Origin of the sequence: Bradyrhizobium lupini (assembly GCF_040939785.1) — a bacterium.
Classification (GTDB): Bacteria; Pseudomonadota; Alphaproteobacteria; order Rhizobiales; family Xanthobacteraceae; genus Bradyrhizobium; species Bradyrhizobium canariense_D.
In genome coordinates, this window is the sequence record NZ_CP162553.1 from 3,603,829 (window position 1) to 3,625,449 (window position 21,621).

General features: G+C 65.0%; 15 protein-coding genes and 4 pseudogenes. 13 read left to right on the forward strand and 6 right to left on the reverse strand.

The window, feature by feature from the left end:
- Nucleotides 1-33: 33 nt before the first annotated feature.
- Nucleotides 34-555, reverse strand: a complete 522-nt coding sequence (fabA, locus tag AB3L03_RS16945) for a bifunctional 3-hydroxydecanoyl-ACP dehydratase/trans-2-decenoyl-ACP isomerase (protein ID WP_007603915.1) — start codon at nt 553-555, stop codon at nt 34-36.
- Nucleotides 556-910: 355 nt separating this feature from the next.
- Between fabA and irrA the strand changes: the two genes are divergently transcribed.
- Nucleotides 911-1,402: an iron response transcriptional regulator IrrA gene (gene irrA / locus AB3L03_RS16950; RefSeq protein WP_018455787.1), complete on the forward strand. Its 492-nt coding sequence runs from the start codon at nt 911-913 to the stop codon at nt 1,400-1,402.
- A 133-nt stretch (nt 1,403-1,535) separates the two neighbouring features.
- Here the strand turns inward: irrA and AB3L03_RS16955 are convergent, their stop codons facing one another.
- A complete protein-coding gene (locus AB3L03_RS16955; protein WP_026233024.1) occupies nt 1,536-2,066 on the reverse strand; it encodes an SH3 domain-containing protein in 531 nt (176 codons plus the stop codon).
- Nucleotides 2,067-2,392: 326 nt separating this feature from the next.
- On the opposite strand from AB3L03_RS16955, the gene AB3L03_RS16960 reads away from it, so the two are divergent.
- Nucleotides 2,393-3,394 carry a D-glycerate dehydrogenase gene (locus AB3L03_RS16960; protein WP_018455785.1) on the forward strand — a complete coding sequence of 334 codons (1,002 nt, stop codon included), beginning with the start codon at nt 2,393-2,395 and terminating at the stop codon, nt 3,392-3,394.
- Nucleotides 3,395-3,397: 3 nt separating this feature from the next.
- Here AB3L03_RS16960 and AB3L03_RS16965 read toward each other — a convergent pair whose 3' ends face one another.
- Entirely contained in the window at nt 3,398-4,309 is a 912-nt protein-coding gene (locus AB3L03_RS16965; protein WP_368508940.1) for a LysR family transcriptional regulator, read from the reverse strand.
- Nucleotides 4,310-4,423: 114 nt separating this feature from the next.
- Between AB3L03_RS16965 and AB3L03_RS16970 the strand changes: the two are divergent.
- Nucleotides 4,424-5,345, forward strand: a pseudogene (locus tag AB3L03_RS16970) (aldo/keto reductase).
- Between the two features lie 9 nt (nt 5,346-5,354).
- Here AB3L03_RS16970 and AB3L03_RS16975 read toward each other — a convergent pair.
- Entirely contained in the window at nt 5,355-6,158 is an 804-nt protein-coding gene (locus AB3L03_RS16975; protein WP_018455782.1) for a molybdopterin-synthase adenylyltransferase MoeB, read from the reverse strand.
- Between the two features lie 229 nt (nt 6,159-6,387).
- On the opposite strand from AB3L03_RS16975, the gene AB3L03_RS16980 reads away from it, so the two are divergent.
- Nucleotides 6,388-7,746, forward strand: coding sequence for a serine protease (locus AB3L03_RS16980; RefSeq protein WP_026233023.1), 1,359 nt, complete (start codon nt 6,388-6,390; stop codon nt 7,744-7,746).
- 77 nt (nt 7,747-7,823) lie between these two features.
- Here the strand turns inward: AB3L03_RS16980 and ggt are convergent.
- Nucleotides 7,824-9,504, reverse strand: a pseudogene (gene ggt, locus AB3L03_RS16985) (gamma-glutamyltransferase).
- A 239-nt stretch (nt 9,505-9,743) separates the two neighbouring features.
- On the opposite strand from ggt, the pseudogene AB3L03_RS16990 reads away from it, so the two are divergent.
- Nucleotides 9,744-10,483 (forward strand): annotated as a pseudogene (locus tag AB3L03_RS16990) (AAA family ATPase).
- Between the two features lie 216 nt (nt 10,484-10,699).
- On the opposite strand, the gene mutM reads toward AB3L03_RS16990, so the two are convergent.
- On the reverse strand, nt 10,700-11,605 hold the full coding sequence (gene mutM, locus AB3L03_RS16995) for a bifunctional DNA-formamidopyrimidine glycosylase/DNA-(apurinic or apyrimidinic site) lyase (RefSeq protein ID WP_368508941.1): 906 nt from the start codon (nt 11,603-11,605) through the stop codon (nt 10,700-10,702).
- Between the two features lie 81 nt (nt 11,606-11,686).
- On the opposite strand from mutM, the gene ubiE reads away from it, so the two are divergent.
- The 8 genes and pseudogenes from ubiE to AB3L03_RS17035 all read left to right on the forward strand — a co-directional run bounded on the left by ubiE (nt 11,687) and on the right by AB3L03_RS17035 (nt 21,513).
- A complete protein-coding gene (ubiE, locus tag AB3L03_RS17000; RefSeq protein WP_368508942.1) occupies nt 11,687-12,448 on the forward strand; it encodes a bifunctional demethylmenaquinone methyltransferase/2-methoxy-6-polyprenyl-1,4-benzoquinol methylase UbiE in 762 nt (253 codons plus the stop codon).
- The gene (gene ubiB / locus AB3L03_RS17005; protein WP_085362018.1) at nt 12,445-14,019 is read left to right on the forward strand and encodes a 2-polyprenylphenol 6-hydroxylase; all 1,575 of its coding nucleotides are present in this window, start codon (nt 12,445-12,447) and stop codon (nt 14,017-14,019) included. The genes ubiE and ubiB overlap by 4 nt, the downstream gene beginning before the upstream one ends.
- Nucleotides 14,020-14,074: 55 nt before the next feature.
- Complete coding sequence (gene coaBC / locus AB3L03_RS17010; RefSeq protein WP_368508943.1) at nt 14,075-15,526, forward strand: bifunctional phosphopantothenoylcysteine decarboxylase/phosphopantothenate--cysteine ligase CoaBC; 1,452 nt, start codon at nt 14,075-14,077, stop codon at nt 15,524-15,526.
- Nucleotides 15,523-15,981, forward strand: a complete 459-nt coding sequence (dut, locus tag AB3L03_RS17015) for a dUTP diphosphatase (RefSeq protein ID WP_085362020.1) — start codon at nt 15,523-15,525, stop codon at nt 15,979-15,981. Before coaBC ends, dut begins: the two co-directional genes overlap by 4 nt.
- A gap of 190 nt (nt 15,982-16,171) precedes the next feature.
- Nucleotides 16,172-18,676 (forward strand): PAS domain-containing sensor histidine kinase, encoded by a 2,505-nt coding sequence (locus AB3L03_RS17020; protein WP_018455773.1) that lies wholly within the window; start codon nt 16,172-16,174, stop codon nt 18,674-18,676.
- Nucleotides 18,673-20,205, forward strand: a complete 1,533-nt coding sequence (gene tsaE / locus AB3L03_RS17025) for a tRNA (adenosine(37)-N6)-threonylcarbamoyltransferase complex ATPase subunit type 1 TsaE (RefSeq protein WP_368508944.1) — start codon at nt 18,673-18,675, stop codon at nt 20,203-20,205. Before AB3L03_RS17020 ends, tsaE begins: the two co-directional genes overlap by 4 nt.
- Before the next feature lie 142 nt (nt 20,206-20,347).
- The gene (locus AB3L03_RS17030) at nt 20,348-20,665 is read left to right on the forward strand and encodes a PilZ domain-containing protein (RefSeq protein ID WP_007598394.1); all 318 of its coding nucleotides are present in this window, start codon (nt 20,348-20,350) and stop codon (nt 20,663-20,665) included.
- 124 nt (nt 20,666-20,789) lie between these two features.
- Nucleotides 20,790-21,513, forward strand: a pseudogene (locus tag AB3L03_RS17035) (nucleotidyltransferase family protein).
- Nucleotides 21,514-21,621: the final 108 nt, after the last annotated feature.

Here is a 21,621-nt window from a genome sequence, read left to right on the forward strand (position 1 = left end):
CTCGCCTCAATCGTTGTCTTCGTGGTGATGCGCTCAGCCCAGGCTCGTGCCCTGCTTGAACAGGCCGACCTTCAAATCCTTTGCGCGATAGATAATCTGGTCATCCACCGAAAGCCATCCGTCGGCGATACCGAGCACCAGCTTTGAACGCATCACGCGCTTGATATCGATGTTGTACACAACCTTGCGGGCCTCCGGCAGCACCTGGCCGCTGAACTTCAGCTCGTTCAGGCCAAGCGCGCGACCGCGACCTTCACCGCCGCTCCAGCCCAGATAAAAGCCGACCATTTGCCACAGCGCATCGAGCCCGAGGCAGCCGGGCATCACCGGATCGTTCTTGAAGTGGCAGCCGAAGAACCAGAGGTCGGGCTTCACGTCGAGCTCGGCGCGCACCACCCCCTTGCCGAATTCGCCGCCGGTCTCGCTGATGTCCGTGATGCGGTCGAACATCAGCATCGGCGGCAGCGGCAATTGCGCATTGCCAGGGCCGAACATCTCGCCGCGGGCACATGCCAGCAGATCTTCATATTCGTAACCGTTGCGCCTGTTCAGCATGCGGAAGCCTTTGTGTTCAAACCCCGATTGAGCGGCGTTTCCGGCGAAAATGGGCCCCATCCTGTTCGAAAGGCGACATCTGTTGCCATTGTCAGACGAGAATACCGAAGGACCCTGGATGGATAGCGAGCGGCCCTCAATGCCGGGTCGCGCCAAAATGGGTTAAGCGGAACCGCGGGCTCTCTAACACAGGCCATTTCGGGTAGCAAAGCGCTCTCATGAAGGTAAAATGACGGGCCGCCACCCCGGTTCCCTGCCTGATTAGAACCACTCTAGTTGCGAGAAACTTGCATCTGCATCTATCTCTCCATATATGTTGGGCAACGACAGTGTTCACGCGTGCCCGAAGCTGGAAATGAACGAAAATAACGCGCCCCATCGCGACGAAGAGGCCCATGCGGCGGCTCTTATGTCCGGCCGCCAGCCGGCGTTGACCGGCTGCCCGTGGCACGACGTCAACGAAATGCTCCAGTCCGCAGGGCTTCGCCCCACGCGCCAGCGCATGGCGCTCGGCTGGCTCCTGTTCGGCAAGGGTGCACGTCACCTCACGGCTGAAATGCTTTACGAGGAAGCGACGCTGGCCAAGGTGCCGGTCTCGCTGGCGACCGTCTACAACACGCTGAACCAGCTCACCGATGCCGGTCTGCTGCGTCAGGTCAGCGTCGACGGCACCAAGACCTATTTCGACACCAACGTCACGACCCACCATCACTACTACCTCGAGAACAGCCATGAGCTGGTCGACATCGAGGATCCGCATCTGGCGCTGTCCAAGATGCCTGAGGTGCCCGCGGGTTACGAGATCGCCCGCATCGACATGGTCGTACGGTTGCGCAAGAAGCGCTGAGATCTATCCTGAACTGCTGATTTGATCGTCATGGCCGGGCTTGTCCCGGCTATCCACGTTATTCGGTCAGGCGTCGAAAAATGCGTGGATGCCCGGGCATGACGGTGGAGCAACAGTTCCGCTCCCGCCCAGATCAATTCACCTGCTCGTCCGAGTAGACGCCCCAGAGGCGCTCCTGCTGGATCCAGCCGTCAAAGCCGTTACCGCTGACGCGGCACCAGTTTGCAGTGCACTTCTTCACCTGGGTGACGACACCGGCCTGGAGCCTGGCCGCAACCGCGCTCTCGGGATCGGCGCGGTCGTAGATCGGCGCGAGCTCGTCCTTGTGCTTCATGGTGACGACAGCAGTACGGCGGCCCGACAGCAGCGAGTGATAGACCCAACCCTCGGCGCCCTCGGAATCGCGGACCCGGCGCCAGTTCTCGAACTCGGCGGTGATTTCGACCGGCAGGCCGGAACGGGTGTAGACCCAGGCGACGTCGTTGTCCTTGGTCGGGCCGGCGCGGACGTTGACGTGATCCGATTTCAGGCTGACGTAGCGCGGCACCGGGAGGCCTGAGGCCGTCTGAGGGGTGTTGTCCTTTGCCGAATGCCCGGGACTGACCGAAGCGCTCAACCAGGTGCAAACGAGCGCCATCACCGAACAAAAACGCCCCAACGCCATCAACCCGTCTCCTGTCGAAGGTCCGGCCGAGCCGGTCCCTCGCCCTAAATTCCCAAACCAGGCCGCTGTCGCCCCTGACCCCGCCCCACGCGGGTGTTCCCGAGCCCTTTACCCGTGGTTCTTGTCTTGGCCCGGCCTTCTGCTAGAGAGGACGGACATCTGAACAACCGGTTTGTCCCGATTTTCCGGCCGGAAATGTCGGGAGAGCTTGAAGGAAACGCCGGGGACGACACGGCAAGCGCAGTGTCGAACAACCGGGTTAATGAGGCCTCAACGGCCGGCCTTTGGCGACAGAGGCGGCTCGCAACGCCTCATGAGGGCAGGACATGTCGGTGAAGAAAAAGCCCCTCGTCGTGGTGACGCGCAAGCTTCCGGACTCGATCGAGACCCGGATGCGCGAGCTGTTCGACGCGCGGATCAATCTCGACGACACGCCGATGTCGCCCGAGCAGATCGCGGAAGCCGCCCGTACCGCCGACGTGCTGGTCCCAACCGTGACCGACCACATCTCCGCCGACATCGTCAACCAGCCCGACTGCAGGTTGAAACTGATCGCGAATTTCGGCAACGGCGTCGACAACATCGATGTCGAGGCCGCGCATGCCCGCGGCATCACCGTCACCAACACGCCGAAAGTTCTGACCGAAGACACCGCCGACATGACCATGGCGCTGATCCTCGCCGTGCCCAGGCGGATGATCGAAGGCGCCTCGATCCTGACGGAAGGAAAACCCTGGCCGGGCTGGTCGCCGACCTGGATGCTCGGCCATCGCATCGGCGGAAAGCGCCTCGGCATCATCGGCATGGGCCGCATCGGCCAGGCGGTCGCACGCCGCGCCCGCGCCTTCGGCTTGCAGATCCACTACCACAATCGTCGGCCGGTGGCGCCGAAGATCGCCGAAGAGCTGGGCGCGACCTATTGGGAAAGCCTCGACCAGATGCTGGCACGGATGGACATCATCTCGGTGAACTGTCCGCACACGCCGGCGACCTACCATCTGCTGTCGGCGCGCCGGCTGAAGCTTATTCGCAAGGACGCCTACATCGTCAACACCGCGCGCGGCGGGGTCACCGACGAGGACACGCTGATCAAGCTGATCGAAGGCGGCGAGATCGGCGGCGCCGGCCTCGATGTCTACGAGCACGAGCCCGCGGTGAACCCGAAGCTGGTGCGGCTCGCCAAGGCCGGCAAGGTGACGTTGCTGCCGCATATGGGCTCGGCCACGATCGAGGGCCGCGTCGAGATGGGCGAGAAGGTGATCATCAACATCCGAACCTTCCTCGATGCGCACAAGCCGCCGGATCGCGTGCTGCCGAGCATGCTGTGAGGTCTATTTGCTGCGTGTTTCGCGCTTGCGCCAGTCGGCAACGAAATCGATAAAGGCCCGCAGCGCCGGCGGCGTTTGTCGCCGGCTTGGATAGTACAGGAACGGCCCGGGAAACGGCTCGCACCAATCCTGAATCAGACTGACGAGCGCGCCGGACTTCAGGGCTTCGCCGACATAACCATCAAGCGTCGCCCAGATGCCGGCGCCGTCGAGCGCGGCGCGCATGGAAAGGCCCATGTTGGTCGAGATCAGCTTTGCCGGCGGATCGACCTTCACCAGCTGGCCGGCCTTCTCGAACTCCCAATTGTGCATGACACCGCTGGAGTAGCGGGCGCGGATGCAATCGTGGTCGAGCAGATCCTTCGGATGCTCAGGCTTGCCGCGGCGCGCGAGGTAATCGGGCGAAGCGACCACGACATAGCTCTGCGGGCCGCTGAGCGAGATCGCGACCATGTCCTGCGCGAGATGCTCGCCATAACGTACGCCGGCATCGAAGCCCGCGCTGACGATATCGACGAACCCGCTCTCGGAAACGATCTCGAGGTCGACCTGCGGATAGGCCTTAAGGAACGGCCCGATCATGGGGGCCAGCACGAGATCGACCGCGGGCGGCGGTGCGTTAATGCGCAGGAGGCCCGAGGCCATCTCGCGCAGGCCGCGGACCTGATCCAGGGCGTCGCCGACATCGCGCAGCGCCGGCGCCAAGCGCGACAGCAGCAGATCGCCCGCCTCGGTCAGGGCGACGCTGCGGGTGGTGCGGTTCATCAGGCGGACGCCGAGGCGCTCCTCCAGGTCCCGCAATCGCTGGCTAAGGCTCGACACCGACACGCGAATATCGATCGCCGCGCGCCGGAAATTGCGGGTGCGGGCGACCGCCATGAAGACGTCGAGATCACGCAGGTCGGGCTCAGCCATTGTTCGTTAATGTGAACAAGCCATTCTCGATTGTCCAGCTTATCGGCGCAATCGATCAAGCGCATATCAGGCCTCGTCACGCGGCGCAGTCAGCGCCTTTCGAGGAGAGCCATCATGGAACAGCGCAAACTCGGTTCGACCGGTCCCACCGTCTCCGCTCTCGGTCTCGGGTGCATGGGCATGTCCGAGGTCTACGGCCCCGCCGATCGCGGCGAGAGCATCGCCACGATCCACGCCGCACTGGATGCCGGCATCACCCTGGTCGACACCGGCGATTTCTACGCCATGGGCCACAATGAAATGCTGGTGCGCGAAGCGCTCAAGGAGGTGCCGCGCGACAAGGTGCAGATCAGTGTCAAGTTCGGTGCGCTGCGCGGTCCTGCTGGCGAATTCACCGGCATGGACACGAGGCCGGCCGCAACGAGGAACTTCCTCGCCTATTCGCTGCAGCGGCTCGGCACCGACTACATCGACGTCTACCGTCCGGCGCGGCTCGATCCCAACATTCCGATCGAGGAGACCATCGGCGGCATCGCCGATCTCGTGAAGGCCGGCTACATCAAACATATCGGCCTGTCCGAGGTCGGCTCCGCCACCATCCGCCGCGCGCATGCCGCGCATCGGCATCACGGCTTACGGCGTGTTGGCGCGCGGCCTCATCAGCGGCCATTGGTCGAAGGACTCCGGCAAGACAGGCAAGGACTACCGGCTGATGACGCCGCGCTTCCAGGGATCGAATCTCGATGCCAATCTCGCATTGGTGGAGCAGCTGCGCGCCATCTCCGCTGAGATTGGCGCGACGCCGGCACAGGTCGCGATCGCCTGGGTGGCGGCGCAAGGCAAGCAGATCGTGCCGCTGGTCGGCGCCCGCACCCGCAACCGCCTCACCGAAGCACTCGGCGCGGCCAAGGTCACGCTGACGCCGGCTCATCTCGCCGTGCTGGCAACGGCCTTCCCGCCCGATGTCGCTGCCGGCACGCGTTACGCCGCTGAGCAGATGGCGCATCTCGACAGCGAGAAGCCGGCCACAGCATAACGTCTGCAATCAAGTGCGATGGGCGCTGAGATCGGTGATCACAGGCCCATCGCCATTGAGCGGATTGGCGGGATCGCGCGCGTAACGCAGCGTCTCGAAGCGCATCGCGCGCGCATCGATCATCAGGAGGCGGCCGACGAGGCCGTCGCCAAAGCCGACGATCTCGCGGATCGCCTCCAGCGCCATCATCGAGCCCATCACGCCCGCGAGCGCGCCCATGACGCCGGCTTCCGCGCACGCCGGCACGGTCCCGGGCGGCGGCGCTTCCGGGAATAGGCAGCGATAGGTCGGATTGAATTCGCCCTGCTCGTTTGTCTCATGCGCGCGGATGGTGGTCAGCGAGCCATCGAAGGTGCCGAGCGCCGCCGTGATCAGCGGCCTCTTGGCGAAGAAGCAGGCGTCCGAGGCCAGATAGCGGGTCGAGAAATTGTCGGAGCCGTCGAGCACGAGGTCATAGTCCCCGATCAGCGACAGCGCATTGTCGGCATTGAGCCAGGTGGCGTGACCGACGAAGCGGACATGCGGGTTGAGCGCCGAGATCCGTTCGGCCGCGCTCTCGACCTTGTGCCGGCCGATATCGGGCGTGGTGTGAATGACCTGGCGCTGGAGGTTCGACAGCGACACCACGTCGTCATCGACCACGCCGAGCGTACCGATGCCGGCGGCCGCCAGATACATCAAAGCGGGCGCACCGAGCCCGCCGGCGCCGATCACCAGCACGGAGGCCCGCTTCAGCGCAGCCTGGCCGGGGCCACCGACATCGCGCAGCACGATATGGCGGGCATAACGTTCGAGTTCGTCCGGGCTCAGCATCGTTATCCTTCCAGATCCTCTCCTCATGGTGAGGAGGCGCGAAGCGCCGTCTCGAACCATGCAGGCCCCGCTGCGGCTGCACGGCCTTCATCCTTCGAGACGCCGCTTACGCGGCTCCTCAGGATGAGGAGCTAGACCTCTCCTGCCGGTCTGAACCACCGCAACATTGTTCGCGACCAACGAGATGTGCTTCAATGGCATTGCGTTCAATGGGCGGGCTGGATTTGTCATGAGATCGATGCTTGCGGCAACACTGATGTTTGCGGCTGCGACAGGCGCGAACGCCCAGATGACGACACCGCAGCTTCCTGGCACCAAGCCGAAGCCGGTCCAGACCGTTCCGATCCGGCCTCCTGCATTGCAGACGCCGGCTGCGACGGCCGATGCCATGGCGCAGGCGGAGCGGCTGTCGCTGCAGTCCGACCTCGCCTGGGTCGGCCAGTATAACGGCGCCATCACCGGCGACGTCAGCGCGCGCCTGGTCGAGGCCATCAAGGAGTATCAGAAGGCCAAGGGCGGCAAGGCGACCGGCGTGCTCAATCCGCAGGAACGCGCAGCGCTCGCCGAGACCGCGCGCCGCAAACAGGACAGCGTCGGCTGGAAGATCGTGACGGAAATGACCAGCGGCGCGCGGCTCGGCATTCCCTCAAAGCTGGTGCCGCAGCAGGCGACCGACGCCAACGGCTCGAAATGGACCTCGCCCACTGGCACGGTGCAGGTTCTGCTCAGCCGCCGCAAGGAGGCGAACCCGACCACAGCCAAGCTTGCCGAAGCGGAGAAGAAAGAGCCGGGTCGCAAGGTCGACTACACCGTGGTAAAGCCCGACTTCTTCGTGCTGTCGGGTCTGCAGGGCCTGAAGAAATTCTATTTGCGCGGCACCTCCAGGGGTGACGAGGTCCGCATCATGACGATCCTCTACGATCAGGCGACCGAGAACACGGTCGAGCCGGTCGTGATCGCGATGTCGAGCGCCTTCAACGCGTTTCCGTCGGGGCCACAGGCGGGGCCGCCGCCACGCAAGACCGTCGAATATGGCACCGGCATTGTCGTCAGCGACGATGGCGCGATCCTCACGGACCGCCTCGTCACTGATAGCTGCCTCGCGATCACGATCGCCGGCTATGGCAGCGCCGACCGTCTCGCCGAGGACCGGGAACACGACCTCGCGCTGCTGCATATTTACGGCGCCCGCGGCCTGGAGCCCCTCAACCTCGCGGCCGGCGCAGCGAAGACGAGTGTCGATGTCATCGGTATCGCGGATCCGCAGAGCCAGGGCGGAGCCGCGGGTGTGTCGAGCCTCAAGGCTACGCTGGCATCCGTCGGTGGTGGCGATTCCCCACTCTCACCGCCACCGTCTGTCGGCTTCTCCGGCAGCCCCGCCATCGACGGCGACGGCAAGTTCGCCGGCATCGCACTATTGAAGCCGGCGATGGTTGCGGGCCCCGCGACGTCGGTGCCGGCGTCGCAGGCGGTGATGGTCTCCGCGGAGACGGTGCGCGATTTCCTGAAGGCGAACGGTGTCGCGGCGAACGGAACGTCCACAGATGCGAAAGCCGCTGTCGTGCGCGTGATCTGCGTGCGCAAGTAGCTCTCGTGTCCCGGGCGCGGTGCGGCATGAAATGCGCGCCGCTGAAGAAGCGCTGCGCTGCGTCCGGGGCATGAGACCTAGCTCAGCCTGAACCTGATCCCGGCCTTCGCAAGACCACCCGAGATCCCGACCGGCGTGCCGTCCGCACGCCAGCAAGCGGCGCCACTCATGGTGCCGTCGTCGTGGAAGGCGATACCATTCATGCCGCCGGCGACTGCCGCGACAGGCTGCACCTTGTGGCCGAGCTCCGCGAGCTTCGCGCGCACGCTCTCCGGCACCCTCTGCTCGACCTCAAGCGCATTGCCTTCGGTCCAGACCCGCGGCGCCTCGACTGCTTCCTGCAAGCTCATACCGTGGTCGATCAGATTGAGCAGCGCCTGCATCGCGCTCGGGAAGATTCGTTTTCCGCCGGGCAAGCCGAGCGCATAGCGCAACTTTCCATCACGGAGTGCCATCATCGGCGCCATCGAGGTCGTCACCCGCTTGCCCGGCGCCAGGGACAGGGCGTGGCCTGGACGCGGATCGAACAGGTTCATGTAGTTGTTGGCGATGGCGCCGAGGCCCGGGATCATGATCTTGGCGCCGAACAGATTATTGATGGTCTGCGTGGTCGCAATCACGTTGCCGAACGCATCCGCCGCCGTCATGTGCGTGGTGTGAGCGCCTTCAAGCTGCGACACGCCGGCGCCCCAGCTCTGCGCCCGTGCCGGATCGATCGCAGCGCGGCGCTCCTCGGCATAGGCCTTCGAGGTCAGCCGCTCCACGGGGACGCCGACATAATCAGGATCGCCGCTGGCCGCGGCGCGGTCGGCGAATGCGATCTTCAGGACCTCGGCAAGATAGTGGATGGTCTCGGGCGTACCGAAGCCGAGGCCTTGCATGTCGTAGCCTTCCAGGATGTTCAGCATCTGTGCGATATGCACGCCGGAAGCCGCGGGCGGCGGCGGGCCAAAGATAGTCCAGCCGCGGTAATCGGCGCGGATCGGCTGCCGTTCGACGGTCTTGTAGCTGGTGAGATCGTTGCGCCGGATGAAGCCGCCGGCCTTTTCCATATAGTCGACCAGGATATCGCCAAGCGGCCCCTCATAGAGCGCCTTTTTCGCCGTGGTCGGCGATATGCCGCAACGTCTCGGCATACTCGGCCTGTACCACGCGCTCGCCGACCTTGAGCGGCTCGCCGTCTGGCAGATAGATCGCCGCGATCGGCTTGTCCTTGCGCATCTCGGCGGCGCTCTCGGTGATGCATTCGTGCAGATAGGGTGTCGTCGCATAGCCGCGCGCGGCGTGCTTGATCGCGGGCTGCATGACGTCGGCAAGGCTCATGGTGCCGAAGCGGCGCAGCGTCTCGCACCAGGCTTTCAGCGAGCCCGGCGTGGCGACCGCCTTTGGTCCGTTGAGATTTTCATTGCCGACGGTGTCGAACACATCATGCGCGGAACCCGGCGTGGGGGTGTAGCTGGTGTCAAGCACCGCCGCGGGCACGGTGCTCTGTCCGTCGATGAAACGGTGGCTGCCGTCGGCGAGCCGGATGTGCGCCATGCCACCGCCGATGATGCCCACCATCATCGGCTCGACCACGGTCAGCGTGAACAGGGTCGCTATCGCGGCGTCGATGGCGTTGCCGCCGGCGGCCAGCATCTCCGCGCCGGCGCTGGAGGCCAGTGGATGGTTGCTGACCACCATGCCGCGGCTCGATACCGCGGGCATCTTCTGGCATTCGAAATTCGTCGCCGTCCGGTCGCGCCAGTTTCCGCCCATGCCGCTTGTCCTTATTATTCACGGCTGCAAGCACAGCACACGTACGAGTACGGGTCCAGTAATGGTACGGATTCGTTGGCATTCCCGATTCCGCCATCATCGTGACTGCTGATTCGGACCTCAGCGATCCCCTTTGGATCGGGCCGGCACGTCCTGAGCGAGAAGAGCTCAGCATCGAGATCGATGCACGTTCGCGTGGCGTTTCCCGAGACCCAAGCACTCCAAAGGATTGATCTTCAATGCACACGATCGCACTGGCCACCCAAAAGGGTGGCAGCGGCAAGAGCACGCTCGCCATCGGCCTCGCGCTGGCAGCCAAGCAGGCTGGCTTCACCGTTCGCCTGATCGAAACCGACCCGCAGGGCACACTGTCCAACTGGCAGCGCCGCCGCACCACCGATGATCTCGTCGTCGAGCCGATCTATCACGCCGCCGACATCGAACCGCGCCTGAAGATGCTGGCCGACAGCGGCCTCCAGCTCGCGATCGTCGATACCGCCGCCGGCCTTAGCGCAGCGACCACCGCCGCGATCCGCCATTCTGACCTCTGCCTGATCCCGGCCCGTCCGAGAGTCGCCGACATCGAAGCCACCGTTTCGACGCTGAGCGTCGCGCGCGCCTGGAAGCGGCCTTACAGCTTCGTGCTGAACCAAACCCCGATCCGCGGCCAGCGCATCGACAATGCCGCCAACACGCTCACCGAGGAAGCAGCGCTTGATCTCGCCGAGGTGCTCGCGCGTCCCCTGATCGTGATGCGCAACGACCATCAGGACTCGCTCGCCAGCGGCCTTGCGGTGAGCGAATTCGCGCCGAACGGCAAGTCGGCAGATGAGATCGCGGCCTCTGGCACTGGATCGAGACCCGGCTCGAGCTCGCCGCCACCAATGTCTTGATCGGCCAGGTCATCGCGGCCGCGGACGGAATGTTGCACGTCGCCGCCGAGCTGGCGGCCAACGAGACCACGACACTGGCGTCCTGAGCGGGGCGATCGCTCGGACAGCAGCCGGCCCTTCGCCATCCGGAAGGGCCTTAGCGACGAAGCAATCCGGCCACCAGCCCGGCCGGATTGCTTCGCTTCGCGTTTTTTTGTGAAGGCGCTACCCCCGCCGTCATTGCGAGCGTAGCGAAGCAATCCAGAATCTTTCCGCGGAGAAATTCTGGGTTGCTTCGTCGCAAGGGCTCCTCGCAATGACGCTCACTTCTGACATTTCGGACACCAGAACGTCGATCGGCCATTCTGCGTAAAACGCTTCACGGTGCCGCCGCAGCGCGGCGTGGTGCATTTCTCGCCTTCACGGTCGTAGACCTTGAAGGAGTGCTGGAAATAGCCGAGCTCACCCGAGGTCTGGCGATGGTCGCGCAAGCTGGAGCCGCCGGCTTTGATGGCGTCGTTCAGCACGGTGTGGATCGCGCCGACCAGTCGCTTTGCATGGTCGGTCGGCTCGCCCCCGGCAACGCCCTTGCGTTGTCCGGCCTTGGTCGACAACGTCGCGGCGATCCGGCGCGGCGACAGATGCGAGCGATGCAGGGCTTCGCAGACATAGATATTGCCGAGCCCGGCGACCACGCGCTGATCGAGCAGCGCGGCTTTCAGGCTCGTGGTCTTGCCGGCGCAGGATCGCGCCAGCATCGCGGCGTCAAATTCGTTGCCAAGCGGCTCGGGCCCGATCCCGCGCAGCAGCGGCTCCTCGTCGAGCGCGCTGCGCGCGATCACTTTCATGTAACCGAAGCGGCGCGGATCGTTGAAGATAATGTCGGCGCCGGAGGACATCCGAAACAGCACGTGATCGTGCGCGGAGTCCTTGGCGCGCGGATAGTGAAACTCGCCCGGCGCCGCCTCGTTGTCCGGCTTGATGACGCGAAACGAACCCGACATGCCCAGATGCATCAACAGCACGTCGCCGGAGGCGAGATCGGCCATGAGATATTTTGCACGGCGGCCGAGCCCCGTGACGACCTGCCCCTTCAGTCGGGCCACGAAATCCGGCTGGAAAGGAAAGCGCAAATCGGGCCTGCGGGTCTCCGCGACCAGGATTTTCGCACCCTCCATGACAGGCTGAAGGCCGCGGCGGACGGTCTCGACTTCGGGCAATTCGGGCATGGTCAGGCATTCACCTTATGAGGGCGGTGTGATAGCGCCATTGCGGCGGGCGCGCTATGGTCCGCCTCGTGGAGTAGAGTAATGGATCGGCCGGGCGAAACCACGCATTTTGGCTTCAGGGACGTCCCCCTGGGCGACAAGCAGACGCTGGTGAACGATGTGTTTCACAGCGTGGCGTCGCGCTATGATTTGATGAACGATTTGATGTCCGGTGGCCTGCATCGGGTCTGGAAGGACATCATGATCACCGCGCTCGACCCGCCGCGAGGCGACCGGCGGTTCGCGCTGCTCGACGTTGCCGGCGGCACCGGCGACATCTCGTTCCGCGCCGCCAAGGGCGCAGGCCCCGGCTTCCATGCCACCGTCTGCGACATCAATTCCGGGATGCTGGAGGTAGGCCGCGAGCGCGCCGCAAAGCGGCGTCTCGAGACCCAGGTCGATTTCGTCAAAGGCAATGCGGAAGCGCTCGCCTTCGCCGACCGCAGCTTCGACGCATATACGATCGCTTTCGGCATTCGCAACGTGCCTCGGATCGATCTCGCGCTGGCCGAGGCCTATCGCGTGCTCAAGCCAGGCAGCCGCTTCCTCTGCCTGGAATTCTCCACCGTCGAGATGCCCGGACTCGATCGTCTTTATGACCTGTTCTCGTTCAAGGTCATCCCGCCGCTCGGCCGCATGATCACGGGTGACGCCGAGTCCTACCAATATTTGGTCGAGTCGATCCGCAAGTTCCCAAGACCCAACGCCTTCGCCGATATGATCCGTAATGCCGGCTTCGCCCGCGTGAACTGGCAGATATTGTCCGGCGGCATCGTCGCACTGCATTCGGGCTGGCGTTTGTGATCTCTGCCATAACCCATAGTGCGCGCCTGATGCGCGCCGCGTTCGTATTCGCGCGCGAGGGCGTGTTCGGCGCCGTCGATCCCAGCCTGGTGCCGCCGCCCGGACAGCTCGCGCTGAAGCTTGCGCGCATCGTCGAACGGGGTGGCCCTAAGGACGGGCCCCGGCTGTCGCGCGCGCTGACCCGGATGGGCCCGGCCTATCTCAAGCTCGGGCAATTTCTGGCGACGCGCCCCGATGTGGTCGGCGTTGCCATGGCGCGTGATCTGGAAAGCCTGCAGGATCGCCTGCCGCCGTTTTCGCAAGTCGAAGCGGAAGCCGTGATCGCGACGTCGCTGGAGCGTCCGCTGACGGACGTATTCGCGAGCCTCAGTGCGCCGGTCGCAGCGGCCTCGATCGCACAGGTGCATCGCGGCGAAGTCTTGCGCGATGGCATCCGCAAGGCAGTCGCCGTGAAAGTGCTGCGCCCCAACGTGGCCGCACGCTTCCGCCGCGACCTCTCCGACTTCTTCTTCGTCGCATACAAGGCCGAGTCCTATTCGTCCGAAGCGCGGCGCCTGCGTCTCATCGAGGTCATAAACACCATGTCGCGCTCGGTCGCGATGGAGATGGACCTGCGCCTCGAGGCCGCGGCGCTGTCGGAGATGGCGGAGAACACGCGCGACGATCCTGATTTCCGCGTACCGACCGTGGACTGGGACCGCACCACGCACAACGTGCTGACGATGGAGTGGATCGACGGCATCGCGCTGAACGATCACAAGCGCCTGGCCGAGTCGCAGGTCGACCTGCCCGATCTCGGCCGCAAGGTGATTCAGAGTTTCCTGCGCCACGCGCTGCGCGACGGCTTCTTCCACGCCGACATGCACCCCGGCAATCTGTTCCTGGATGACGCGGGTCGCCTCGTCGCGGTTGATTTCGGCATCATGGGGCGGCTCGGCATGAAGGAGCGGCGCTTCCTCGCCGAAATCCTGCTCGGCTTCATCACCCGCGACTATCGTCGTGTGGCGGAAGTGCATTTCGAGGCAGGCTACGTCCCGGCGCATCACTCGGTCGAGAACTTCGCGCAAGCGATCCGCGCCATCGGCGAGCCCATTCACAACCGCACGGCGGAAGAGATCTCGATGGCGCGGCTGCTGACGCTGCTGCTCGAGGTCACCGGCCTGTTCGACATGACCACGCGGCCCGAGCTGATCCTGCTCCAGAAAACCATGGTGGTGGTCGAGGGCGTGGCACGCGGCTTCGATCCCAAGCTCGACATCTGGAAGGTCGCCGACCCCGTGGTGCGGGAATGGATCGAGCGCAATCTCGGTCCGATCGGCCGGGTCCAGGGCGCGATCTCCGGCACCGGCGATCTCGCGCGCATCCTGATGCGCCTGCCTGATATCGCCGCGCGCTCGGTTGCGGTGCTCGAACAGCTGGAGACCATGACCCGGGAGGGCATCCGGCTGTCGCCGGAGAGCATCGCGGCGATGGGCCGCAGCGAAGGCCGCAAGAACCGTTGGCGCACCGTGGCGCTCTGGATCATCGCCGCGACCTTCATCGGCATCCTGATCGCCGTCCGGAATCTTTGATTGCAGTGCAATCATGCGAATGATAGCATCGCCATCATTTGTGCTGGAGGGCCTCATGGCGAGCCTGACCATTCGCAAGCTCGATGAAGGCATCAAAACTTACCTTAGGCTGCGCTCGGCCAAGAACCGCAGGTCGGTCGAGGAAGAGGTCCGGGTCATCCTCGGCGAGCTGATCGAGGGCCGCGAGGAGCCCCTGACGCCGTTCACGGCGCCGCCCGCGGCTTCCGCCACCCCGATGCCCCAACGCACCGGCGCCATTCCAGAAGCCAGCGTCACCCTGATCATCGGCGGCGGGATCGCAGCCTACAAATCGCTCGACCTGATCCGCAGGCTCAAGGAGCGGCGGATCGAGGTCCGTTGCGTGCTGACCAAGGCGGCGCAACAATTCGTCACGGCATTGGCCGTGAGCGCGCTCTCGCATGAGCGCGTCTACACCGACCTGTTCGATCCCCAGAGCGAGTTCGACGCCGGTCATATCCGGCTGGCGCGCGAGTGCGACCTGATCGTGGTGGCGCCTGCGACCGCGGATTTGATGGCCAAAATGGCCAACGGCCATGCCGACGATCTCGCCAGCGCCATCCTGCTTGCGACCAACCGCAAGGTCCTGCTCGCGCCGGCGATGAACCCGCTGATGTGGAACAACGCGGCGACGCGGCGCAATGTCGCGCAACTTCAACGCGACGGCGTGATGCTGATCGGGCCGAATTCCGGCGAGATGGCGGAAGCCGGTGAAGCCGGCATCGGTCGCATGTCCGAGTCGATCGAAATTGCGGCTGCCACCGAGCGACTGCTGCGGCCGCCGGTGCCGCGCCCCCTCGCCGGCAAGCGCGTGCTGATCACGGCTGGTCCGACCCACGAGCCGATCGATCCGGTGCGCTACATCGCCAACCGATCCTCCGGTAAGCAGGGCTTTGCGATCGCCGCCGCGGCACAGGCCGCGGGCGCCGAGGTAATCCTGGTCAGCGGCCCGGTCGATCTCAGCGATCCCCAGGGCGTGACAGTCAAGCATGTGGAATCGGCACGGCAGATGCTGGAGCAGGTGCGGGCCGCGCTCCCCGCTGACATCGCGATCTTCGCCGCCGCCGTCGCCGACTGGCGGGTCGCCAATGAAGGCGAGCAGAAGCTGAAGAAGACTTCGGCCGGCATGCCGCCGCTCCAGCTGGTCGAAAACCCCGACATCCTCGCGACGATCGCCAAGCTGACCGACCAGCGGCCGCCACTGGTGATCGGCTTTGCCGCCGAGACCGAGCACCTCATCGACAACGCCAAGTCGAAGCTTGCCCGCAAGGGCTGCGACTGGATTGTCGCCAACGACGTCTCCCCCGCAACCGGCGTCATGGGCGGGGACCGCAACACCGTGCACCTCATCAGCCGCAAGAGCGGTGAGAAGGATGGCGAGCTTGCAGTTGATTCCTGGCCGGCGATGACCAAGGAACAGGTCGCCATCGAACTGGTCGCGCATATCGCAAAGAGCGTGACCGGCAAATCCCGGGAGCCCGCATCTTGAGCACCAAAGTCACCGTCGAACTGCAACGCCTGCCCCATGCGGAGGGGCTGCCGCTGCCGGCCTATCAGACCAATGATGCCGCCGGTCTCGACCTGATGGCGGCGGTGCCTGAGAACGAGCCGCTGACGCTCGCGTCCGGCCAATACGCGCTGGTGCCGACGGGACTCGCGATCGCGTTGCCGCCCGGCTACGAGGCGCAGGTGCGGCCGCGCTCCGGGCTTGCGGCCAAGCACGGCGTCACCGTGCTGAACTCACCGGGCACGATCGACGCGGACTATCGCGGCGAGATCAAGGTGATCCTGATCAACCACGGCCAGACCGCCTTCGTGGTCAAGCGCGGCGAGCGCATCGCGCAGATGGTGATCGCGCCAATGGTGCAGGCCGCGCTGGTTCCCGTGTCGACATTGTCCGCGACCGATCGCGGGACCGGCGGATTCGGCTCGACCGGCCGCTAACACACGGCACATCCTGCCGAATCACTCGAGGAACTACGTGAATTGGAACACCGCCTCCGGCATTTTTTTGGGACCGCCATTGCGTTCACGATCTGGACTCTTACCGGTGGAGTCACGGTGAGGGTATTGTCGTTTGATTCGCGCGCGACGGGGGTCGCCGCGCGCAAATTCGTGCGATCTTGGGGCAACTATGTCAGGCGTGATCGTGTCGATGCGTCGGACGCTGCTGTCGTGCACATCGCTCGTGCGCAACGGCTTGTTGGGAAGCGCTCTCGCGGCGCTGCTGCCGGCTGCGCCGGCTGAGGCCGCCGACCTCGTCGACACACTCTCAACGTTGCTGGATTTCAACCGGCAGGAGCTCGCGGTGCTGGCCACCGCGCTGGCCTTGCTCGGCTTCTCGGTGGTCGCCGCGATCCTCCTGATGCGCACGCGCGTGCGCACGGCGAAGAACGAGGCGCGGCTGCGCGCCCGGATCGGGGAACTCCAGCTCCAGGCCGACCGCTTCGGCGCATTGCTGTTCGCCGAGCCGCAGATCCTGATCTCCTGGCCGGCCGGCGACAATCGCGCGCAGATCTCCGGTGACATCTCCATGGTGCTGCCGCGCGACTCCTCTCCCCAGCGCGTGCTCGCGTTTGGAACCTGGTTGCCGCCGGAACCGGCGCTGCAGATGGATCACGCCGTCGATGCGCTGCGCGACCGCGGCGACGGGTTCCAGCTGACGCTCACCACCGCGCATGGCCACACGCTGGAGGCCATCGGCCGCGCCATCGGTGGCCAAGCCATCGTCAGGATTCGCGAACTCTCGGGGCTCCGCCGCGATCTGGCCGAGACCAATCTGCGTTACAAGGCACTTTCCGACGAGACGGAGATGTTGCGCGGCTTCGCGACCGCCGCCCCCTGGCCGATCTGGGCCAAGGGCGAGAACGGCGCGCTGGCTTATGCCAATCCCGCCTATGTCCGTGCGACCGAGGCGGCGAGCATCACCGACGCCCAGGAGCGCAAGCTCGAGCTGCTCGACAGCGCCGACCGCACCGCGATGGAGCGGGGACTGAAGGAAGCGGCCAATTTCACCTCGCGGCTGCCGATCGTGATCGGCGGCGAGCGGCGCATCTATGATGTGCGCGCCGTCAATGTCGGTGGCGGCAATGTCGGCGTTGCCATCGATGCCAGCGAGGCGGATGCCTTGAGCTCGGCGCTGGTGCGGATGGCGGAGGCGCATCGCCGTACGCTGGACCAGCTCTCCTCGGGCGTTGCCGTGTTCGACGGCCAGCGCCGGCTTGCCTTCTACAATGATTCCTACCGCCAGCTGTGGGACCTCGACCGCACCTTTCTCGACGCCAACCCCGATGATTCCAGCGTGCTCGACAAGCTTCGCGCCGCGCGCAAATTGCCGGAGCAGCCGGACTTCCGCGCCTGGAAGGCCAAGCTGCACGAGGCTTATCGGGCGGTCGAGGCCGCCAAGGACACCTGGTATCTGCCCGATGGGCGCGCGCTCTCCGTCGTCACCACGCCGAATCCCGAGGGCGGCGTCACCTATCTGTTCGACGACGTCACCGAGAGCCTGGAGCTCGCCCGCCGCTTCGACGGCATGATCCGGGTCCAGCGTGAGACGCTGGATAGCCTCGCCGAGGGCGTTGCGGTGTTCGGCAGCAATGGCAGGGCGCAGCTGTTCAACCCGGCGTTCGTCCGGATGTGGAAGCTGTCCGCTGACGCCATGCGCGACGAGCCGCACATCCAGACGGTCGAGGGCTGGTGCCATCAGCTGTTCGACGACGCGATCGTTTGGCGGCAGATCCGCGAGGCCGTCACCTCGATCGAGAGCCGCGCCGACATTCCGCTGAAGCTTGAGCGCAAGGACGGCAGCGTGCTCGACGGCATGATCCGGCCGCTGCACGACGGCGCCACGATGCTGACGTTCCAGGACATCACCGACACCGAGAACGTCGAGCGCGCTCTGCGCGAGCGCAACGAGGCGCTGGAGGCGGCCGACCAGATGAAGGTGGATTTCGTCCACCACGTCTCCTACGAGCTGCGCTCGCCGCTCACCACCATCATCGGCTTTGCGCATTTCCTCAGCGATCCCTCGACCGGGCCGCTGACCCCGAAACAGGCCGAATATCTCGACTACGTCACCAAATCGACCAATGCGCTGCTGGCGCTGACCAACAACATCCTGGATCTCGCCACCATCGACGCCGGTGCCATGAAGCTGGAACTCGGCCCGGTCGACGTCAGCAAGACCATCGAGCTCGCCGCCGAGGGTCTTCAGGACCGGCTCGCCACCGACCGCATCCGCCTCAAGGTCGAGATCGCGCCCGATGTCGGCAGCTTCACCGGCGACGAGAAGCGCGTGGTGCAGGTGCTCTATAATCTCCTCGCCAACGCCGTCGGGTTTTCTCCACCGGATTCCACCGTCGGCATCAGCGCCCGCCGCACCGAACGCAGTGTGGTCTTCACTGTGACAGATTCCGGGCCTGGAATACCTGCCGACATGAAGGACAAGGTGTTCAACTGGTTCGAGAGCCGCTCGCAAGGCTCGCGTCATCGCGGCGCCGGGCTCGGCCTGTCGCTGGTGCGCTCCTTCGTCGAGTTGCATGGCGGCAATATCCGGGTGGATTCGATCGTGGGCAGGGGCACGGTCGTGATCTGTGACTTCCCGACCGACCAGGCGGCGCATCGCGACGCCGCCGAATGACTGCGCCAACCACATTCGCCGTCGCGCTCCGCAACGAGACAGCCACTGCGCAACTAGTGGCCGACCTCGCGCTGCTGGTCGGCCCCGGCGATGTCATCACGCTCACCGGCGATCTCGGGGCCGGCAAGACCGCGGCGGCGCGGGCCATGATCCGCTACCTCGCCGGCGACGATGCACTGGAAGTGCCGAGCCCGACCTTCACGCTGGTGCAGGGCTACGAGCTGCCACCGTTCCCGGTGATGCATGCCGACCTCTACCGCGTCGAGGACGAGAGCGAGCTCGAAGAGATCGGGCTGTCGCCGCTGCCGGAAGCAACCCTCGTCCTGATCGAATGGCCGGAGCGCGCGCCGTCGGCGATGCCTCAAGACCGCATCGACATCGCGCTGACGCACCGGCCGGCGCTGGGCTCGAATGCACGCGCCGCCGACATCACCGGCCATGGCAAGGCTGCCGCCATCGTCGCGCGGCTGCAGGCGCTGCGCGAATTCCTCGATGCATCCGGCTACATGGAGGCAACGCGCAAACGCATGGCGGGCGACGCCTCGACGCGCTCCTATGCGCGGCTGCAGCGCGACGACGAGATCGTCATCCTCATGAATTCGCCGCAGCGCCCCGATGGTGCTGCGATGTACAACGGAAAATCCTACAGCGCCGCGGTGCATCTCGCCGAAAACATCAAACCCTTCGTCGCCATCGACGAGGGCCTGCGTGCGCAGGGAATCTCCGCCCCCGCGATCCATCATTGCGACCTCGACCACGGTTTCCTGATTAGCGAAGACTTCGGGACCGAAGGCGTGATCGAGGGCGATCCGCCGCGCCCGATCCCCGAACGCTACGAAGCCGCGGCCGATTTGCTGGCCGTGCTGCACGGCAAGACGCTGCCGGAAACGCTGCCGCTCGGGGGGCAGACCTACGCCATTCCCGTCTTCGATACCGAGGCGCTGCTGATCGAAATCGGCTTGATGCCGGAATGGTACCTGCCTGATCGCAACGCGCCGCTGGACGACGAGAAGCGCGCCGAATTTTTCGCGATGTGGCGCGAGCTGTTGCAGAAGGCGCAGGCGTCGCCGAAGACCTGGATCATCCGTGATTATCACTCGCCGAACCTGATCTGGCTCGGCAATCGCACCGGCATCGAACGCGTCGGCCTGATCGATTTCCAGGACACCGTGCTGGGGCCGCAATCCTACGACGTGGTGTCGCTGCTCCAGGATGCCCGCATCGACGTGCCCGAGACGATCGAGCTGACGCTGCTGTCGCGCTACATCAAGGCGCGCCGCGCCAGCGAGGCGAGCTTCGATGCGGCCGGCTTCGCCGAGCTCTACGCCATCATGTCGGCGCAGCGGAACACGCGTCTGCTCGGCACCTTTGCCCGCCTCAACCGCCGCGACGGCAAGCCGCATTATCTGCGTCACCAGCCGCGGATCTGGACCTATCTCCAGCGCTCCCTGGCGCATCCCGCGCTCGCCCATCTGCGCGACTGGTATCTCGCTAACGTCCCGCCGCCCCAAAGGCAGGCCCAAGGCTGAGGTCCAAGGCTGAGGCCCAAGGCTGAAAAGGCTAGTAGGGGCTGAAAAGGCTGATTCAGGGCTCGATTTACCGGCTGTTAGCCAAGACGCCGGTAATCTGGCGGCGGAGCAGCCGGATGATTACGGGGCTGGAGCAGGGCAGATGGCGGTGAAGACGGACCAGCGCGGCAACAGCCGGGTTGTTTTCGAGCGCGGGATCGCGGCCCAGATGATGGGTATCGACGGCACCTGGCGGCGCGACTGCACCATGGAGGACGTCTCCGACAGCGGCGCCAAATTGACCATCGACGGCTCAGTCGAAGGCCTGCATCTGAAGGAGTTTTTTCTGCTGCTATCGTCCACCGGACTTGCATACCGACGCTGCGAGCTCGCCTGGGTCAATGGCGACCAGATCGGCGTCAACTTTCTCAAGCTCGGCGACAAGAAGAAAAAGACGCGGTCAACGTCCATCGGGGCGTAACGGCAACACCTGTCGTACAAGCGTCACGGCAGGTGGTTAAGGCGGTTAAGACGCGGTGCGGTCGGTCGAACCTCATGTTAGGATTGCTGCGAACGCGAGATCAGTAGGTCTGAGAAAGCGAAGGATGCCCGTCAAACCGACCAAAGCCATGGTGCTCGCCGCAGGGTTCGGCCTGCGCATGCGTCCGTTGACGGACAAGATGCCGAAACCGATGGTTCCGGTGGCCGGCCAGCCGCTGCTCGACCATGTGCTCGACAAGCTCGGTCGGGCCGGCGTGAGCGAGGCGGTGGTCAACGTGCATTACCTGCCGGACCAGATCATCGATCACACCGCATCCCGCCAGCATCCGCGCGTGACCATCTCGGACGAGCGCGACCAGGTGCTCGGCACCGGCGGCGGCGTGGTCAAGGCACTGCCGCTGCTCGGGGACGCACCGTTCTTTCACGTCAATTCCGACACGCTGTGGATCGACGGCGTACGCTCCAACCTGACGCGGCTCGCCGAAAACTTTGATCCCGCGCGGATGGACATTTTGCTGCTGATGGCGCCGACGGCGACCAGCATCGGCTATAGCGGCCGCGGCGATTACGGCATGCTGGCCGACGGTGCCCTGCGCAAGCGCAAGGAAAAAGAGGTCGTTCCGTTCGTCTATGCCGGCGCTGCGATTTTGTCGCCGTCGATCTTCGCCGATGCCCCCCGCGGGCGAGTTCTCGCTGACCAAGATGTTCGATCGTGCCAACGAGCAGGAGCGGCTGTTCGGCCTTCGCCTCGACGGCGTCTGGATGCATGTCGGCACGCCTGATGCCGTGCACGCGGCGGAAGAGGCGTTTCTGGAGAGCGTGGCGTAGGGCTGCGCCATTGTCCCCTACGGCACCTGTTCTGGTCCGGCAAACAGCGGGGACTATCCCACCTCCGCCCATGACCATTTGACTCCGCCTCCCTATATTGGCGCCTGA

Coding starts and splice junctions, on each gene's coding strand:
- fabA (WP_007603915.1), bottom strand. CDS start 555: ATGCTGAACAGGCGCAACGGTTACGAATATGAAGATCTGCTGGCATGT.
- irrA (WP_018455787.1), top strand. CDS start 911: ATGAACGAAAATAACGCGCCCCATCGCGACGAAGAGGCCCATGCGGCG.
- AB3L03_RS16955 (WP_026233024.1), bottom strand. CDS start 2,066: ATGGCGTTGGGGCGTTTTTGTTCGGTGATGGCGCTCGTTTGCACCTGG.
- AB3L03_RS16960 (WP_018455785.1), top strand. CDS start 2,393: ATGTCGGTGAAGAAAAAGCCCCTCGTCGTGGTGACGCGCAAGCTTCCG.
- AB3L03_RS16965 (WP_368508940.1), bottom strand. CDS start 4,309: ATGGCTGAGCCCGACCTGCGTGATCTCGACGTCTTCATGGCGGTCGCC.
- AB3L03_RS16975 (WP_018455782.1), bottom strand. CDS start 6,158: ATGCTGAGCCCGGACGAACTCGAACGTTATGCCCGCCATATCGTGCTG.
- AB3L03_RS16980 (WP_026233023.1), top strand. CDS start 6,388: ATGAGATCGATGCTTGCGGCAACACTGATGTTTGCGGCTGCGACAGGC.
- mutM (WP_368508941.1), bottom strand. CDS start 11,605: ATGCCCGAATTGCCCGAAGTCGAGACCGTCCGCCGCGGCCTTCAGCCT.
- ubiE (WP_368508942.1), top strand. CDS start 11,687: ATGGATCGGCCGGGCGAAACCACGCATTTTGGCTTCAGGGACGTCCCC.
- coaBC (WP_368508943.1), top strand. CDS start 14,075: ATGGCGAGCCTGACCATTCGCAAGCTCGATGAAGGCATCAAAACTTAC.
- AB3L03_RS17020 (WP_018455773.1), top strand. CDS start 16,172: ATGTCAGGCGTGATCGTGTCGATGCGTCGGACGCTGCTGTCGTGCACA.
- tsaE (WP_368508944.1), top strand. CDS start 18,673: ATGACTGCGCCAACCACATTCGCCGTCGCGCTCCGCAACGAGACAGCC.
- AB3L03_RS17030 (WP_007598394.1), top strand. CDS start 20,348: ATGGCGGTGAAGACGGACCAGCGCGGCAACAGCCGGGTTGTTTTCGAG.